Genomic DNA, 15998 nt, shown 5'->3' with positions numbered 1-15998 from the left:
GGGCGTTCCCCCCGGGAGCCCACTCGTCTTCCGTCCGTGTGACGGCGGTCCCGTCAGCCGCCCGCGGCCCCCGCGGCAGGGCGCCGCCCGGTCCGGCGTTCGCCACGGGTCTCGGCCGTCACCAGGTCCACGCAGGCCGCCAGGCCCTCGTCCTCGGCCGTGCGGCGCATACGGTGCGCGGCCGATCCGTCCGCCAGCGCCTGCTCGGCGAGTTCCTGGACCGTCTTCCAGTCACCGTCGGCCTCGAGCGTCGGGCGCACCCGGGCCAGCAGGCTGCGCACCACCTGCTCGGCGGGCGCCGCACGGCGGGTGTCCGGGATGATCAGGGACTCCTCCAGGCCCGACCTCGCGGCCCTCCAGCCCGCCGCGCGCAGCCACTCGTGGCGGCCCTGGCACCCGGGGGCGTCCGGTTCCTGGAGCCGCTCGCGGGCCTGTGTCACCAGGGCGCGGTAGAGACCGGCGATGAGCACGACCGTCTCCACCCGCGGGCAGGCGTCGCAGATGCGCAGCTCCAGGGTCTGCTGATGGGCGGAGGGCCGGATGTCGTAGTAGATCATCCCGGGGTCGCTGATGACCTTCGAGCTGATGAGGTCCTGCACGGCCTCGTCGTACTCGGCGGCGTTCGCGTAGCAGCCGATGGGGCCAGCCGTGGGCCACCGCTGCCACAGCATCGTGCGCCAGCTCGCGTAGCCGGTGTCGGCGCCCAGCCAGAAAGGCGAGCTGGCGGACAGGGCGAGCAGGACGTGCAGCCACGGGGAGACCTCGCACATGACCCGGACGGCCAGGTCACGGTCGGGCATGTCGACGTGGACCTGCGCGCCGCAGATCAGCTGCTCGTCGGCGACGGTCTGGTACTCGTCGACCATGTGCTGGTAGCGGAAGTCGTCGGTGGGGTGCTGGGCCGACGCACGCGCCAGCGGCACGGTGCCCGCGGCCGCCACGGCGAGTCCCCGCTCGCGGGCGGCCGAGTCGAGCCGCCGCCGGGTCCCGGTCAGGTCGGCGTACAGGTCGTCGAGGGTCGTGTGCACCGCGCTGTTGGACTCCACGGCGGACTGCTGCAGTTCGGTGGTGAAGGTGCGGCCGGGGAGCCCTTCCAGCAGCGTGTCCGCGCGCGGCACCAGCAGCCGGCTCTCCTCCTCCACGACATGGAACTCCTCCTCCACCCCGATATGAACGCTCACATGCACTCCTCACGGCGAAGGGGGACGAGGCGGCGGGCCCGCCGCGTCCCGTGATGGCGAGTCCCCGCCGCACATATCCGCGCGGCGGGTCGTACACGTCGGAGTGCCCGGCCGGGACGCGAATAAGCCCGGCCCGCATGCCACGGGCAGGCCCGGGCGGCCTTCTGTCCGCGGCCGTCGGGAGAGTGCGCCGAATTGTCATCTCTCCGATACATGAGACCTGGTTTGTCCGCATCGTAGGGGTACTCGTCCGTCGCCACTACGGAACGCATCGCACAGCGGAGGTGAAGGCAGTGACAACCTCGTCCAGGCCGTCCATGGAGACGCATCCCGACATCATCGACATGCGCAACCGCCACGAGATGGCCGAGCGCGCCGCGTCCACGCCCAAGGTGCAGGCCATCGAGACACTGGGCTTTCTCACGGGCCTGTATCTGGCGGCCTCACCCTGGATCGTGGGCTTCAACAATTTCACGACCCTGGCGGTCACCAACCTGATCGTGGGTATCTCCTACGCCCTTCTGATGAGCGGGGGGTTCGGCCGCGCCTACGAGCGCACGCACGGCATGGCATGGGCGTCCTGCGCCCTGGGGGTGTGGATGATCATCTCGCCCTGGGTCGTGGCCGGCGACGTCAGCACCACACGGACCATCTGGAGCAACGTCGTCACCGGCTGCGTGGCGCTCCTGCTGGGACTCGCGGCGAGCGCGGCCGCCAAGGCGGCGGGCAAGTCCGGGCGGTCCGGCAGGTCCGGACGGGCGGCGCGTGAAGGACGCGGCGCGTCCGAGTCGTACGGAGCCACCCGGCAGCGCTGACCTCTCGACCCCGGGCCCGCACACGCCCGTGGCCCTCGTCCGGCGCCTCGTCCCGCCGTATCACCCGGCGGTCGGGGCAGTGGACCGAGGCCACGGGGTTCGTCGTGCGCCGGGCACGGCCACAAGGCGCCGGCCCGGCCGTGAATCCGGCGGGCCGGGACTCAGCCCCGGCCCGCGCGGGTGTGGTCGCGCGCGCCCTCGGGGGCGTCCGGTTCTCCGTGACCGGGCGCGCGGTCGCGGCGCCAGTCGACGACCGCGACGGCCAGGGATCCGAACATCGCGGCGACCCCGCAGCCGACGGCGACGCCCACCGCCACGTGGTAGTCGCCGTGGGTCGCCTTGAGCACCACGTAGAACAGCCCCGGCAGAGCCGCGGTGCCCACGGCGCCGCCGAGCCGCTGCCCCGTCTGCAGCGCACCGCCCGCCGCACCCGCCATCCGCACGGGGACGTCCCGCAGGGTCATCGTGATGTTGGGCGAGATGACGCAGCCGCTGCCGAGCCCTCCGACCAGGAGGGCCGGGGCCGCCAGCCAGGACGCGTGGTCCGCGGGGACGTACCGCAGGATCAGTGCCGTGCCGCCCAGCCCCGCCACCACCGCGACGAGTCCGCAGACGGTCAGCAGCCTGCCCAGCCTCTCCACCAGCCGTCCCGCGACCACCGAGGCGGTGGCCGAGCCGACGGCGAACGGCGTCACGGCGAGACCGGAGCACAGCGGGGAGAAGCCGAGGCCGTTCTGGAAGAAGAGCGCGAACACCAGCCAGACGCCGCTGAAGCCGACGAAGTACAGGGCGGCGATACCGGCGCCGGTGGCGTAACCGCGGGTCTCCGTGAGGAGCCGGGGGTCCAGGAGCGGTTCCCCGCCACGGGCGAAGACGCGCCGCTCCCAGGCGGCGAAGCCCGCCAGGAGGACCGGCCCGGCGAGGAACAGCCACCACAGCCGGCGCAGGCCCCCGGCCTCCGCGAGCACCAGGGGCAGCATCAGGGCCAGCACCCCGGCGCCGAGCAGCGCCACGCCCCGCATGTCGAGCGAGCCCCGGCGGCCTGGAGCCACCCGCGGCAGGAGCCGGGCGCCCAGCAGCACGGCGAGCACCCCGACGGGGACGTTGACGTAGAAGATCCAGCGCCAGCCGTCCGGACCGTCGGCCAGCGCGAGGATCAGGCCGCCGGTGACGGGGCCGACCGCGGCGGAGACGCCGACGGTGGCGCCGAACAGGCCGAAGGCGCGTCCGCGTTCCTCGCCCCGGAACAGCTGCTGGATCAGGGCCGAGTTCTGCGGGGCCAGACAGCCGGCCGCGACGCCCTGCGCGAGCCGGGCCACGACGAGCCAGGTGATGGAGGGCGCGGCGCCCGCGGCCGCGCTGCACAGCACGAAGGCGCCGAGGGCCAGCAGGAACACGCGCCGTCTGCCCATCGCGTCGCCGACGCGGCCGGCGGTCACCAGGGCCAGCGCGAACGACAGGGCGTAGCCGGACACGACCCACTGCACCGAGGCCGCGGAGGCGTGCAGTTCCCGCTGCATGGACGGCAGCGCGACGGCGACGATGGTCACATCGAGCAGGATCATGAATCCGGCGACCAGCGTGACCCACAGGGCACGCCACCGGTCGGCGTCCGGCGTGTCGCCGTCCGGTGCCGTGCCGCTCCCCGTCCCGTCCGCGCGCGCCTCGGACTCCACGGAGGCTCCTCTCTCCCTCTTTCACTCCACGCCGCTCCGGGCCGTCCGTGCCGTCCGTGTCGTCTCGGCCGTCCGTGTCGTCCAGGTGCGGGCCGCGGCTAGGACTCGTGGCGTTCGCCGGGGTCGCCCTCCGCGGGGTCGCCCTCCGCTCCCGCGCCGAGCAGCCCGGTCGCCTCGAAGCGCTCCCGGGCGGCCAGGCGGGGCAGTTGCGTGCGGGAGACGAGCGTGACCAGCGGGGGCAGGGCTCCCCGGGTGAACTGCACGAGGCGCAGCCACCGGGGTACGTAGACGGCGGCCGAACGCCGCTCCACCGCCGTCACCAGCCGCCCGGCGACCAGGTCGACGGGGTACACGCGCCGTGCGGGCGGCGGCATGTGGGCGCGCAGCTCGCGCAGGACGGCGTGCTCGTCGGCGTCCCGGATCATGTCGGTGTCGGTCCAGTTCACGTAGGCGATGCCGACGCCCACCCGCTGGTGGGCGACCTCGGCCCGCAGGGCGTGGGCGAAGGACTCGACGCCGGCCTTGGAGGCGCAGTAGGCGCTCATCATCGGGGAGGCGCCCATGGCCGCCAGGGACGCGACCTGGAGGTAGTGGCCCCGGGTGGCGACGAGGTCGGGGAGATAGGTCCTGGCGGTGTTGGCGCTCCCGTTCAGGTTGACGTCGATCACCCGTCTCCAGGTGACGGGGTCCGAGTCGATGAACGGGCCGCCCTCGGCGACTCCGGCGTTGGCGACGACGGCGGACGGGCGGCCGAGCCGGTCACGGACGCGGGCCGCGGTCCGTTCCATGGCCGCGTCGTCGGTCACGTCGACCTCCCACCAGTGGGCGGGTCCGGTCAGTGACGCCGCCACGCGTTGGAGGTCCTCGGGCTGCCGTCCCAGCAGGGCGACGAGGGCGCCGCGGTGCGACAGGCCGCGGGCCAGCGCGGCTCCGATGCCTCGCGCGGCGCCCGTGACGACCACGACGCGGCCGGCGAGGGGACGATGACGACTCCGGGCAACTGATCCCATGGTCTTACTTTATGCAGATATGGCCGATGTATGGCTTGTCGGTCGCACCGGCCGCCGTACGCGGCGCCGCGGCGTTTGGCCGGATACATCGCGGGCACTGCGAGTAACCGTCGCGGGATACCCCGCGACGACCATGACGCGACCACCGACGAACCCGGAGTACGAGGTACTCATGAGCGACCAGAGCATGGCGGACGACGCCTACCAGCCCACCGGAGGCAACGAGGAGCAGGAGGACGCCGCACCGCTGGACCTTCAGGACGCCGTGGACGAGCGCGACTACGACGAGATGCTCGACGAGGGCTACTCGCCGCCGGAGAAGCCGCTGGGCGTCACCAAGACCGGCACCACCGCCGCGGAGCAGCACGACGGCGAGACGCTCGACGAACGGCTGAGCCAGGAGGTGCCCGATGTGCAGCCGCCCGCCGGTGACGGCATCGGCGACCTGCCCGGAGGCGACGGCGAACCCCGCGACCCGGAGACCGGCGAGGAGCGCGCGGGCCGGCTGGTGGCACCGGACGAGGGTGCCCGCCCCGACACCACGAAGGAGGCCGTCGCCGAGGACGAGGGCATCGACGGAGGCGCGGCCGGCGCCGAGGAGGCCGCCGTCCACATCGTGTCCGACGAGCAGCTGCCCCCCGCTCCGGGACGTACCGACCCGTCCCCGGACACGCCCTGAGGTCTTTTGAACCCGGCCCGGATGGGCACGCGTAACGGGCAGCACACGACCACCCAGCAGTGCGTCCCGGTCGGCCGGGGCGCCGGAACGGAAGACTATGAGCAGCGGTTTCGCAGGGCCGGAGGGATTCGGGCAGGATCCCTTCGGGGAACTCATCGCCCGCTTCCTCGGCAGCGGCCGCCGGCAGATCGACATCGGCAGGCTCATGAGCGGGCCCGCCCGGCAGCTGGTGGCCTCGGCGGCCTCGTACGCCGCAGAACACGGCAAGACCAACCTCGACACCGAGCATCTGCTGCGGGCGGCGCTGACCATCGAGCCGACCCGGGACCTGGTCGCGCGTTCGGGAGCCGACCCCGAGCAGATCGCGGGCGAGATCGACCGGCACGCGGGTGAGCCGGACGGCGGCCCTCCCCCGCAGGCGGTGGCGCTGACGCCCGCCGTCAAGCGGGCGCTGCTGGACGCGCACGAGGTGGCCCGGGCCGTCGGCGCCGGCTACATCGGTCCCGAGCACATCGTCATGGCCCTGGCCGCGAACCCCGACTCGGCGGCCGGGCACATCCTCAACGCCGCGCGGTTCGACCCCGGGGCCGCCCCGCAGGCCCCCCAGGGGGGACCGCCCCTTCCCGCCGAGCAGCGGCCGAACCCCGCGACGGCCACGCCGAACCTCGACCGGTTCGGCCGGGACCTGACGGAGCTGGCCAGGGAAGGCCGCGTCGACCCGGTCATCGGGCGCGACGAGGAGATCGAGCAGACCATCGAGGTGCTCTCCCGGCGCGGCAAGAACAACCCGGTGCTCATCGGCGACGCGGGCGTGGGCAAGACCGCCGTCGTCGAGGGGCTGGCCCAGCGGATCGCCGACGGCGACGTGCCGGAGACGCTCGCCGACCGCCGGGTGGTCACCCTCGACCTCTCGGGAGTGGTGGCCGGCACCCGCTACCGGGGCGACTTCGAGGAACGGCTGAACGGCATCATCGACGAGGTCCGCGCGCACTCCGACGAGCTGGTCGTCTTCATCGACGAACTGCACACCGTGGTCGGTGCCGGCGGCGGCGGGTCGGACGGCGGCTCGATGGACGCGGGCAACATGCTCAAGCCCGCCCTGGCCCGCGGCGAGCTGCACGTCATCGGGGCGACCACGCTGGAGGAGTACCGCCGGCACATCGAGAAGGACGCGGCGCTCGCCCGCCGCTTCCAGCCGATCCTCGTCGCGGAGCCGACCGCCGCCGACGCGGTGGAGATCCTGCGCGGGCTGCGCGACCGCTACGAGGCGCACCACCAGGTGCGGTACGCAGACGAGGCGCTGCTCGCCGCGGTGGAGCTGTCCGACCGCTACCTCACCGAGCGCTTCCTGCCGGACAAGGCCATCGATCTGATGGACCAGGCGGGCGCCCGGGTCAGGCTCCGGTTCCGGACGAAGGGAACGGACGTACGGGCCCTGGAGCGCGAGATGGAGCAGCTCGCCCGCGACAAGGACCAGGCGGTCGCGGCGGAGCAGTACGAGCGCGCCACCGAACTGCGCGACCGCGTCGCCGAGCTGGCCCGCAGGATCGAGGCCGGCCGGGACCGCGAGCCCGGTGACGGGGAGATCGTCGAGGTGGCCGCCGCCGACATCGCCGAGGTGGTGTCCCGGCAGACCGGCATCCCCGTCAGCACCCTCACCGCGGAGGAGAAGGACCGCCTGCTCGGTCTCGAACAGCATCTGCACGAGCGGGTCGTCGGGCAGGAGGAGGCGGTGGGCGCCGTGTCGGAGGCGGTGCTGAGGTCCCGCGCGGGCCTGGCGAGCCCCGACCGGCCGATCGGCAGCTTCCTCTTCCTCGGCCCGACCGGTGTCGGCAAGACGGAGCTGGCCCGGGCGCTGGCGGAGGCGCTGTTCGGCAGCGAGGACCGGATGGTCCGGCTGGACATGAGCGAGTTCCAGGAGCGGCACACCGTCAGCCGGCTGGTCGGCGCGCCGCCCGGATACGTGGGACACGAGGAGGCCGGTCAGCTCACCGAGGCCGTACGGCGCCACCCGTACTCACTGCTGCTGCTCGACGAGGTGGAGAAGGCCCACCCGGACGTCTTCAACATCCTCCTTCAGGTGCTGGACGACGGGCGGCTCACCGACGCGCAGGGCCGCACCGTGAACTTCTCCAACACGGTCATCGTGATGACCAGCAATCTCGGCTCCGAGGCGATCACCGGGCGCGGCGCGACGCTGGGTTTCCGGCCGGACGGCTCCGAGGCCGACGAGGAGGGGCGGCGTGAGCAGGTGCTGCGCCCGTTGCGCGAGCACTTCCGGCCGGAGTTCCTGAACCGCATCGACGAGATCGTCATCTTCCGCAGGCTGACCGCCGAACAGCTGCGGCAGGTCACCGATCTGCTGCTCGAGGAGACCCGGCGCCGGCTGCACGCCCAGGACGTCACCCTGGAGTTCAGCCCGGAGGCGGTGGACTGGCTGGCCCGCCACGGTCACCAGCCGGAGTACGGTGCCCGCCCGTTGCGCCGCACGATCCAGCGCGAGGTGGACAACCCGCTCTCGCGGCTGCTGCTCGACGGCCGGCTCACCGCGGGCGGCCGCGTCCTGGTGGACGTGGCGGACGGCGCCCTGGACTTCCGCGGTACGGCGGCGGCCGGGGCGGAGTGAGCGGACCGTGCCGAGTTGCCCGAGGCCGTCACCGGAAACGGGGCCGCACGGGGTGCGGACGAGGCCGCGCGGAGGTGCGGACGGGGTGGCGTGTAGCGGCGGGCGGCGAGGGCACTCGGGCGGAGCCCACGCCGCGTACGGACCGGCCGTGCGCACTGCCGACCACGTATCCATGGAGGTGTCATGACCGCCGAGCAGACCCTTGGACAGGACTACGACCAGCGAGGAGCCGTCCCGCTCGGGGGTTACGCGGCCGTGGCGACGGCGTTCGCGGCGGCGGCCGGCACGTTCACCCTGGTGGCGCGGCGGCGCGGGGTCGTCCTGCCGGACCGGGTGCCGCCCTGGGACGTCCTCCTCCTCGGGGTGGCCACCTACAAGACGGCGCGTCTGCTCACCAAGGACAAGATCACCAGCTTCCTGCGGGCACCCTTCACCCGGCGCGAGGAGGACACCAGCGCGGGCGAGGTCATGGACGAGCCCCGCGGCAGCGGCGTCCGGCTGGCCGTCGGCGATCTGGTGTCCTGCCCGTTCTGCGTCTCCGCCTGGACGGCCACGGCGCTGACCTGCTCCTATGTCGCCGCGCCCCGCGCCGCTCGGCTCGTCGTCTCCGGGCTGACCGCCATGACCGTCTCCGACTGGCTGCAGTACGCCTGGACCTGGACGCAGCAGAACGCCGAGGGCTGACGGCCGGGCGCCCGCGGGACACCTGCGGCTTCAGCGGGTGACGATGTGCCGTTCGTCGGGGACACAGTGGGTCATGGTCAGCCCGGTGACGTCGCGCGGCGGGTTGCCGCCCAGATTGGCCAGCCGCTTACGGTCCTCCTCCGTCAGGTCCTGGCCGGGCAGCGGCTGGAGGTCCTTCACGTCCCGGGCGCTGATGCCGAGCCCCTCGCCCACCCGCGTGCCCAGGTCGTTCTCCACGAGCAGGAAGTGCCACACCATCCGCTCCCGCACCGGCCGGTCGCACTGGGACAGCAGGGTGACGAAGTTCGCCACGAGGTCGTCGCGTTCCCACTGCTCCATCAGGCAGTAGCGCTGGCCGGCCTGGAGGTAGTCGTTCGCGCGCGGGATGCGCTTGCGGGTGAGCCGGCCGCGGATCTCCGGACCTTGTTCCTCGTGCGCCGGACAGCGCGCCTCACGCAGACCGCCCGTGATCGACGGCTCGTAGTTGACGATCGGGTTACCGCCTCCGCCGTCGACGTGGTAGGTCATCCGGCCGTCGCGCTGGTTGGTGCGCACCTGGGCGTTCTTGGCCTGGTTCACCGGGAGCTGCAGGTAGTTGGGGCCGACCCGGTGGCGCTGGGTGTCGCTGTAGGAGAAGGTGCGGCCGACGAGCATCTTGTCGTCGGAGAAGTCCAGGCCGTCCACGAGCACACCGGTGCCGAAGGAGATCTGCTCGTTCTCGGCGAAGTAGTTCTCCGGCATCCTGTCGAGCACCATCCGGCCGACGGGCCGGGGCGGGAAGTCCTGCTCGGGCCACGTCTTCGTGTCGTCCAGCGGGTCGAAGTCGAGCTCCGGGTGCTCGTGGTCCTCCATCACCTGGACCAGCAGCTCCCACTCCGGGTACTCGCCGCGCGCCACGGCCTCGTACAGGTCCTTGGTGGCGTGGCCGAGGCCGTCGGCCTGGACGTTGGCCGCGTCCTGTTCGGTCATGCTGCGGACCCCCTGCTTGGGCATCCAGTGGTACTTCACCAGCAGGGTCTCGCCCTCGTCGTTGACCCACTTGTAGGTGTTGACGCCGAAGCCCTGCATGTGGCGGTAGTCCGCGGGGATGCCGCGCGGGCTGAAGACGTTGACGAGCATGTGCATGGACTCGGGGGTCTGCGACATGAAGTCGAAGATCCGCCGCGGCTGCTGCTCGAAGGTGACGGGGTCCGGCTTGAGGGCGTGGATGACGTCCGGGAACTTGATGGCGTCCCGGATGAAGAACACTCCCAGGTTGTTGCCCACGAGGTCCCAGTTGCCGTCCTCGGTGTAGAACTTCACCGCGAATCCCCGCGGGTCACGGGCGGCCTCGGAGGAGTCGCGGCCGCCGATCACGGTCGAGAAGCGCACGGCGACGTCGGTGCGCTTGCCGCGCTCCTGGAAGAGCTTGGCACGGGTGAAGCGCGCGATGGGGTCGTCGCCGAAGGCCCCGTACGCCTCGAAGTACCCGTAGGCGGTGACGCCGCGGGCGTGGACGACGCGCTCCGGGACGCGCTCCCGGTCGAAGTGGCTGATCTTCTCCAGGAACTGGTAGTTCTCCAGTGTCGCCGGGCCGCGTGAACCGACGGTGCGCTGGTTCTGGTTGTCGTGGACCGGGTGCCCCTGCCGGTTGGTGAGCGTCTCCCGGCGGTCGTCCGCCGCGGGGCCCCTGCTCGATACGTCCGTCACGATCGTCGACTCCTTCGACCCGCATCCCGAATGTGCCGCATATCAGACATAACGCTATGCGAGGGATCGTGATCGCGACGACCCGAACCGCTGTGGACGGCCCGACCGGGTGACCGGGACGACGCCGGGACCTGTCGTCCGGGCCGTCCGGGCCCGCGGCGTCCGGCCCGGCCGGCCCGGACGGAAGAGCAGTGGTCCGGCGCTACGGGGTTTCGTCGTCCTCTTCGTCGCGCTCGCCCTCGGCCTGCGAGGGCGTGGTGTGCGGCGGATCGCTCCGCTCGTACGCGGCCCGCGCCGCCCTGGTGGAGTCCCCGTCGAGGTCGCGTTCGCCCTCGGCCTGGGAGGGGGTGGTCTCACTCATGGGTCGTCCTCACTTCCGCGTGGCACGTCCGGACGTCGGAGTCCCCCGTCCGCCCCACGGCCACCGGGCCGCCGGGCGACCCACGGGTACCCCTCCTGACCGGCTCCCACCCGCGGGGGGTCCCCCGCTCGGCCCGGCGTGCCGCGGCTGCGTTCGGGACGGAGCCGTGGACACTCAAGGACCCATGGAGTCACCCCCTCATCCCCTGACCGACAACACGGCGCTGCTCCTCCTGGAGGGGTACGCCTGGCTTCCCGACCGCATGCGCCGCACGGCGGACACCGTGCTCCGCACCCGGCTGGCGGGCCGGCCCGCGGTGGCGCTGCGCGGACCGGAAGCCGTGCGCTTCTTCTACGACGAACACCATGTGCACCGGCACGGCGCGCTGCCGGAACCCGTCCGCGGCACTCTGTTCGGCGACGGGCCGGTCCACACCCTGGACGGTGAACAGCACCGGCTGCGCAAGGCGATGTTCCTGTCCCTGCTGACCCCGCCCGCCCGCATCGCCGACCTGGCCGAGTACGTCACGGCCGCGTGGGACGAGGCGGAGCGCGCGTGGGGCAGACAGCCGAGTGTGGTGCTGTTCGACGAGGCGGCGAAGGTGCTCACCCTCGGGGTGTGCCGCTGGGCCGGTGTGCCGCTGGACGCGGGGCACCAGGCGGCGCCGGGCCCGGTCGAGGTGACCGGCAACACCCGGCCGGGCGACCGCGCCCCGGCGGACGGCCTCGTCGAGGCGATGGCACGCGATCTGGTGGCCATGGTCGACGGCTTCGCCACCCCGGGCCCGCGGCACTGGCAGGCACGGACGGCCCGAAGGCGCCGCGAGGACCTGCTCGCGGCCTTCGTGGAGCGGGTGCGGGCCGGTGACGTCTCGGTCCCGGAGGACTCGGTGGTCGCCGCGGTGGTGCACCACCGCGACTCCGACGGCCGCACACTCGACGCCCGTACGGCGGCGGTGGAACTCCTCAACGTGCTGCGGCCCACGGCCGCGATCGCCTGGTTCGTCGCCTTCGCCGCGCACGCCCTGCACCGGTGGCCGGAGTGCCGGGAGCGGCTGCGGGGCGACGACCGGGCCTACGCGGCGGCCTTCGCGCACGAGGTGCGGCGCTTCTATCCGTTCGCGCCGTTCGTCGGCGGCCTCGCAACGGCGGACCTGTCCTGGCAGGGCGTGCGCATCCCGGAGGGCACACTCGTCCTGCTCGACGTGTACGGGCAGAACCACGACGCCGGCCTGTGGGGCGACCCGTACACCTTCCGTCCCCAGCGCTTCCTCGACCGGCCCGTGGAACGCGACGAGTTGATCCCCCAGGGCGGCGGCGACCCCGGCTCGGGGCACCGGTGTCCGGGGGAGGCCGTCACCATCGCCCTGCTGGAAGCCCTCTCCGTGCGGCTCGCCCGGCTGGAGTACGACGTCCCGGCGCAGGACCTCACCATCCCGCTCCGGCGGATCCCCACCCGGCCGCGCAGCGGCTTCGTGATCTCCGGGGTGCGCCGCGCCGCCGTCACAGCATCAGCATGATCGCGTAGCCGAGGAGGCCCGCCGCGATCAGTACCGCGACAGCGATGATCAGGGCCAGCGGGGCCTTCGCCCACCCCTTCGGCGGATTGCTGATGGTGTCCCGGGGACCGGCCCCGGACATGCTGCTCTCGCCCGGTGGGGTCTCCCCCGGCGGCACACCGCCGCCGGGGGCCAGTCCCGAGATGCGCCGAGGGTCCGGATCCGGATTCGAAGAAGTCATGGCGTACGAGTCCCCCCGTCACCGCCGGATGCACCTCCGCGCCGTCATGGATGCGGACACACACGGATGGAACCTCGATCGCGAAGGCACGGCACGCGGGATTGATCCGGGCGGCGGCGGAGACCCGTACGCCCTGTCTTGACCCTCCCCTCTGCTCCGTGACAACCGGCATCCGCCGTCACCGAACCCGGAAGAAGGCCGATGAGCACTCCCCCGAACGACCCCACGCCGCCCCGCCCCACCCCGACGCCCGGACCGCCGGCTCCGCAGCCCGGCCCGCTGCCGGGCCCCGTGCCCGCGCCGGGTCCGGATCCGGTGCCACCGAGGCCTCCGGCCCCGGAGCCGGACCCGGTTCCGCCGACGCCTCCGGGCCCCAGCCCGTACCCCGAGCCCGGACTGGGCACCGGATCCGGAGGTGCCGTATGACGTCCGCCGCAGCCCCGTCCGGCAAGGTCGCCGTGATCACCGGTTCGGACTCGGGCATCGGCCGGGCCACGGCCGTCCGGCTCGCCGCGGCGGGCATGGACGTGGGCATCACCTGGCACACCGACGAGGAGGGCGCGGCGCGCACCGCCGAGGAGGTCGGCAGGCACGGCCGGCGGGCGGCCGTCGCCCGGATGGACCTGGGCCGGCTGCCCGAGGCGGCGGACACGGTCGACGAACTCGCCGACCGGCTCGGAAGGATCGACGTCCTGGTCAACAACGCCGGTACGGGCACCGCCACGCCGTTCGTCGATCTGGAACCCGACGACGTGCGGCACGTCCTCGACGTCGACCTCGTCGGCCCGTTCCTGTGCGGGCAGCGCGCGGCGCGCCGCATGATCCGGCAGGGCGACGGCGGCCGCATCGTCAACGTGACGTCGGTGCACGAGCACCAGCCGCGGGTGGGTGCCGCCCCGTACTGCGCCGCGAAGGGCGGGCTCGGTCTGCTGACGCAGGTGATGGCCCTGGAACTCGCGGAGCACGGCATCACCGTCAACGCGGTCGCCCCCGGCGAGATCGCCACTCCGATGACCGGGCAGGAGGACACGGACGTCCGCGGCGAGCGGCGTCCGGGCATCCCTCTCGGCCGGCCCGGCGACGCCCGGGAGATCGCCGCCGTCATCGCCTTCCTCGCCGGCCCCGACGCCTCGTACGTCACCGGCGCGTCCTGGGTGGCGGACGGCGGCATGGTACGGATGGGGCCCCAGGCGGGATCGCATCTGCACAGCGACGACTGGCGCCGCCCCTGAGCCGTCCGCCCGTCGGCGGCCCGCGACGGGCGGGCCCGCCGGCGGCCGGGCGGCCGTGCCGCTGTCAGACGTCGTGTCCCTGGGACCGGAGCCATCGGTGGACGGCTTCCTTGTCGGCGACGGTGATCGTGGCCGGGCCGTCCCGTGTGGGGCCCTCGTCCTCGTTGAAGGCGGTGTCGGTGACGCGTGCCGTGACCCAGTGGGCGAGTTCCCGGGCGGCGTCCCCGGACAGCTGCCCGTCGCGCCATTCCTGTTCGGTGTCCCGCGCCGTCCGGGGCTCGTGCCGGGCGGCCTCGGCCAGCCATGCGGGTATCAGGCGCTCGGCGGTCCGCCGGTCGGAGTCCGGACCGGACTGCGAGGGGGAGGAATCGGTCATGGGGGACGAGTCACCGGATACGGCGAAGCCATGCGGCCGGCCGGACCGGCCGCATGGCCCGGCGGTGGACCACGGAAGCGGTCACTCGTTCTCGAAGACGGCCTTCTGCACCTCGTTGGGGCCGTCGAACCTGCCGGCGTCGGCGTGCGACAGCTTCTCGACGAGCCGGTTGTCGGCTCCGTTGCCCTTCGCCAGTGCCACGAGGTCGTCGCGGTCGGCCGGGTAGCTGGCGCCCTTGAGCGCCTTCTGTACGTCGACGGGGCTGATGCTCGCCATGGCAGCCTCCCTGCTGGGGGTGGGGGATGAGGCTCGGAGCCGGTCGAGTACCCGGCGCCCCGAAGCCGAACACGCGCGCCGGCCAGGACCCAGGAGCCCTGCCGTGCGTGCGCCGAGCGGCGCCCGTGGGCATCGCGGACACCGTCCGTCAGGCCGGACCCTGTACACGGCGCGCGTAGGAGCGGGCGGCACGGGCGCGGTCGCCGCAGCGCGTGGAGCACCAGTGGCGCCGGCCGTGGGTGCGCAGCAGGAACCGGTCGCAGGGAGCGGAGCCGCAGGCGGCGAGGAGATCGGCGTCGGGCCCGGTGAGCAGGTCGGCGGCGTCGGCGGCGAGTGTCGCGAGCGCGTGGTTGACGGCCTGGTCGGTGGGGTGCGCCTGGGCCCGGCGTAGCCCCTGGGTCTCGTCCCAGGTGAGCAGGGGCGCGGCGGGCACCGCCGTGAGCGCCTCGTTGACGGCCCGCAGAGACTCCTGCGGCGGGGCGGTGCCCTCGACACGGGCGGTGAACAGCGCCCGCGCGTGGCCGCGGAGCGTGCGCATCCGCAGCGCGCACATCTCGTAGAGCCGCACCTCCTCGGCGATCAGGTCGTGGGCCAGGAGCCAGTGCCTGGCGGAAGCGGGGGCGGCGAGCAGGTCGTAGCTCTGGCCGGCGGGCAGCGTCGAGGCCGTGTCGGCGAAGTCCAGCGAGAGGTGCCGGTCGGCACCCGGGGCCGGGGGCAGTGCGGTCCGCGCGTCGTCGGGAGCCACGGTCTCTTCCATTCCCTCATGGTATCGCTTGCGCTTTTCCGTGACACCCGCCTAGCCTGACCTCACGGAAAATACTGTTTCCATCCGTGAGGAACGAGGAACACGCATGTCCCAGCACGGCACCGAGCAGATCCAGGTCCGCACGTTCGGCGGGCCCACCGCCCTCTTCGAGTACGGCGGCCTGCGCTTTCTGACCGACCCGACCTTCGACGGTCCCGGCGACTACGCGAATCCCGGCCGCCCGACCCTCACCAAGACCGCGCCCGCCGGCGCCACGCCCGCCGACCTCGGCCCCGTCGACGTGGTCCTGCTGTCACACGACGAGCACGCGGACAACCTCGACATCTCCGGCAGGGCCCTGCTCGCCGATGTCCCGCTCACCCTCACCACCCCCGGCGGCGCACAGCGTCTCGGGGAGGGGGCCAGGGGGCTGGCCGACTGGGAGTCCGTCGAGCTGGACCGCCCGGGCGGCGGCACGGTCACCGTCACGGGGGTCCCCGCCGTCCACGGTCCCGGCCCGCGCGAGGAGGTCGAGCCCTTCACCGGCCAGGTCGTCGGCTTCGTCCTGACCGGCCAGGGCCTTCCCACCGTCTACGTCAGCGGCGACAACGCCTCCCTCGACGCGGTCGAGGAGACAGCCGGGCGTTACGCGCCGGTCGACACCGCGGTCCTCTTCGCCGGGGCGCCCCGCTTCCCCGTGCTCTTCGACGGCGAGCCGCTCGTCCTGGACAGCGCCCAGGCCGCCGAGGCCACCCGGATCCTCGGCGCACGCCGTGTCGTCCCCGTCCACCACGACAGCTGGTCCCACTTCACGGAGGGCCGCGACGAACTGGAGGCCGCCTTCACCGCGGCCGGTCTCTCCGACCGCCTGGACCGGGACTGGACGCGGCGCGCCTGATCCTCCGGGAC

Annotated in this window: 16 protein-coding genes; 7 read left to right on the top strand and 9 right to left on the bottom strand. The window is 73.3% G+C overall.

Features of this window, described 5'->3' with window-relative positions; genetic code table 11:
* Positions 1–53 precede the first annotated feature (53 nt).
* On the bottom strand, positions 54–1181 hold the full coding sequence (locus ACFY93_RS10125; protein ID WP_391355671.1) for a glutamate--cysteine ligase: 1128 nt from the start codon (positions 1179–1181) through the stop codon (positions 54–56).
* A gap of 317 nt (positions 1182–1498) precedes the next feature.
* Between ACFY93_RS10125 and ACFY93_RS10120 the strand changes: the two genes are divergently transcribed.
* On the top strand, positions 1499–1996 hold the full coding sequence (locus ACFY93_RS10120; RefSeq protein ID WP_391356225.1) for an SPW repeat protein: 498 nt from the start codon (positions 1499–1501) through the stop codon (positions 1994–1996).
* 161 nt (positions 1997–2157) lie between these two features.
* Here ACFY93_RS10120 and ACFY93_RS10115 read toward each other — a convergent pair whose 3' ends face one another.
* Both ACFY93_RS10115 and ACFY93_RS10110 read right to left on the bottom strand, forming a co-directional pair.
* On the bottom strand, positions 2158–3672 hold the full coding sequence (locus tag ACFY93_RS10115; protein WP_391355668.1) for an MFS transporter: 1515 nt from the start codon (positions 3670–3672) through the stop codon (positions 2158–2160).
* Positions 3673–3770: 98 nt separating this feature from the next.
* Complete coding sequence (locus ACFY93_RS10110; RefSeq protein WP_391355666.1) at positions 3771–4682, bottom strand: short-chain dehydrogenase/reductase; 912 nt, start codon at positions 4680–4682, stop codon at positions 3771–3773.
* Positions 4683–4854: 172 nt separating this feature from the next.
* Here ACFY93_RS10110 and ACFY93_RS10105 point away from each other — a divergent pair, with 172 nt between their 5' ends.
* From ACFY93_RS10105 to ACFY93_RS10095, 3 genes are all read left to right on the top strand, one after another.
* Positions 4855–5361: a DUF5709 domain-containing protein gene (locus ACFY93_RS10105; protein ID WP_391355664.1), complete on the top strand. Its 507-nt coding sequence runs from the start codon at positions 4855–4857 to the stop codon at positions 5359–5361.
* A 97-nt stretch (positions 5362–5458) separates the two neighbouring features.
* Complete coding sequence (locus tag ACFY93_RS10100) at positions 5459–7987, top strand: AAA family ATPase (protein WP_391355663.1); 2529 nt, start codon at positions 5459–5461, stop codon at positions 7985–7987.
* A gap of 183 nt (positions 7988–8170) precedes the next feature.
* Positions 8171–8671, top strand: a complete 501-nt coding sequence (locus tag ACFY93_RS10095) for a DUF1360 domain-containing protein (protein WP_391355660.1) — start codon at positions 8171–8173, stop codon at positions 8669–8671.
* A gap of 30 nt (positions 8672–8701) precedes the next feature.
* On the opposite strand, the gene ACFY93_RS10090 is transcribed toward ACFY93_RS10095, so the two are convergent.
* Positions 8702–10360: a catalase gene (locus ACFY93_RS10090; protein WP_391355658.1), complete on the bottom strand. Its 1659-nt coding sequence runs from the start codon at positions 10358–10360 to the stop codon at positions 8702–8704.
* Between the two features lie 202 nt (positions 10361–10562).
* Positions 10563–10721 (bottom strand): hypothetical protein, encoded by a 159-nt coding sequence (locus ACFY93_RS10085; RefSeq protein ID WP_391355655.1) that lies wholly within the window; start codon positions 10719–10721, stop codon positions 10563–10565.
* Between the two features lie 184 nt (positions 10722–10905).
* Here ACFY93_RS10085 and ACFY93_RS10080 point away from each other — a divergent pair, with 184 nt between their 5' ends.
* Complete coding sequence (locus ACFY93_RS10080; RefSeq protein ID WP_391355653.1) at positions 10906–12240, top strand: cytochrome P450; 1335 nt, start codon at positions 10906–10908, stop codon at positions 12238–12240.
* On the opposite strand, the gene ACFY93_RS10075 is transcribed toward ACFY93_RS10080, so the two are convergent.
* On the bottom strand, positions 12224–12460 hold the full coding sequence (locus ACFY93_RS10075; RefSeq protein WP_391355651.1) for a DUF6480 family protein: 237 nt from the start codon (positions 12458–12460) through the stop codon (positions 12224–12226). The two genes, ACFY93_RS10080 and ACFY93_RS10075, sit on opposite strands and share 17 nt — an antisense overlap.
* Positions 12461–12882: 422 nt before the next feature.
* Here ACFY93_RS10075 and ACFY93_RS10070 point away from each other — a divergent pair, with 422 nt between their 5' ends.
* Entirely contained in the window at positions 12883–13692 is an 810-nt protein-coding gene (locus ACFY93_RS10070; protein ID WP_391355650.1) for an SDR family oxidoreductase, read from the top strand.
* A gap of 64 nt (positions 13693–13756) precedes the next feature.
* Here ACFY93_RS10070 and ACFY93_RS10065 read toward each other — a convergent pair whose 3' ends face one another.
* The 3 genes from ACFY93_RS10065 to ACFY93_RS10055 all read right to left on the bottom strand — a co-directional run bounded on the left by ACFY93_RS10065 (position 13757) and on the right by ACFY93_RS10055 (position 15101).
* A complete protein-coding gene (locus tag ACFY93_RS10065) occupies positions 13757–14068 on the bottom strand; it encodes a hypothetical protein (RefSeq protein WP_391355648.1) in 312 nt (103 codons plus the stop codon).
* Positions 14069–14149: 81 nt separating this feature from the next.
* Positions 14150–14344, bottom strand: a complete 195-nt coding sequence (locus tag ACFY93_RS10060) for a DUF2795 domain-containing protein (RefSeq protein WP_391355646.1) — start codon at positions 14342–14344, stop codon at positions 14150–14152.
* A gap of 148 nt (positions 14345–14492) precedes the next feature.
* Positions 14493–15101, bottom strand: a complete 609-nt coding sequence (locus ACFY93_RS10055) for an ABATE domain-containing protein (protein ID WP_391355645.1) — start codon at positions 15099–15101, stop codon at positions 14493–14495.
* A gap of 94 nt (positions 15102–15195) precedes the next feature.
* On the opposite strand from ACFY93_RS10055, the gene ACFY93_RS10050 reads away from it, so the two are divergent.
* Positions 15196–15987 (top strand): MBL fold metallo-hydrolase, encoded by a 792-nt coding sequence (locus ACFY93_RS10050; protein ID WP_391355642.1) that lies wholly within the window; start codon positions 15196–15198, stop codon positions 15985–15987.
* Positions 15988–15998 lie beyond the last annotated feature (11 nt).

Source organism: Streptomyces sp. NPDC008313, from assembly GCF_042956125.1.
Lineage (GTDB): Bacteria > Actinomycetota > Actinomycetes > Streptomycetales > Streptomycetaceae > Streptomyces.
Note: the sequence above shows the minus strand (reverse complement) of the source record. Positions and strands in the feature narration are given on the sequence as shown.

What these genes read in the sequence shown, in the direction of transcription:
- ACFY93_RS10120 (WP_391356225.1), top strand. Translation starts at nt 1,499, where the DNA reads ATGGAGACGCATCCCGACATCATCGACATGCGCAACCGCCACGAGATG.
- ACFY93_RS10110 (WP_391355666.1), bottom strand. Translation starts at nt 4,682, where the DNA reads ATGGGATCAGTTGCCCGGAGTCGTCATCGTCCCCTCGCCGGCCGCGTC.
- ACFY93_RS10105 (WP_391355664.1), top strand. Translation starts at nt 4,855, where the DNA reads ATGAGCGACCAGAGCATGGCGGACGACGCCTACCAGCCCACCGGAGGC.
- ACFY93_RS10100 (WP_391355663.1), top strand. Translation starts at nt 5,459, where the DNA reads ATGAGCAGCGGTTTCGCAGGGCCGGAGGGATTCGGGCAGGATCCCTTC.
- ACFY93_RS10095 (WP_391355660.1), top strand. Translation starts at nt 8,171, where the DNA reads ATGACCGCCGAGCAGACCCTTGGACAGGACTACGACCAGCGAGGAGCC.
- ACFY93_RS10085 (WP_391355655.1), bottom strand. Translation starts at nt 10,721, where the DNA reads ATGAGTGAGACCACCCCCTCCCAGGCCGAGGGCGAACGCGACCTCGAC.
- ACFY93_RS10080 (WP_391355653.1), top strand. Translation starts at nt 10,906, where the DNA reads ATGGAGTCACCCCCTCATCCCCTGACCGACAACACGGCGCTGCTCCTC.
- ACFY93_RS10075 (WP_391355651.1), bottom strand. Translation starts at nt 12,460, where the DNA reads ATGACTTCTTCGAATCCGGATCCGGACCCTCGGCGCATCTCGGGACTG.
- ACFY93_RS10070 (WP_391355650.1), top strand. Translation starts at nt 12,883, where the DNA reads ATGACGTCCGCCGCAGCCCCGTCCGGCAAGGTCGCCGTGATCACCGGT.
- ACFY93_RS10065 (WP_391355648.1), bottom strand. Translation starts at nt 14,068, where the DNA reads ATGACCGATTCCTCCCCCTCGCAGTCCGGTCCGGACTCCGACCGGCGG.
- ACFY93_RS10060 (WP_391355646.1), bottom strand. Translation starts at nt 14,344, where the DNA reads ATGGCGAGCATCAGCCCCGTCGACGTACAGAAGGCGCTCAAGGGCGCC.
- ACFY93_RS10055 (WP_391355645.1), bottom strand. Translation starts at nt 15,101, where the DNA reads ATGGAAGAGACCGTGGCTCCCGACGACGCGCGGACCGCACTGCCCCCG.
- ACFY93_RS10050 (WP_391355642.1), top strand. Translation starts at nt 15,196, where the DNA reads ATGTCCCAGCACGGCACCGAGCAGATCCAGGTCCGCACGTTCGGCGGG.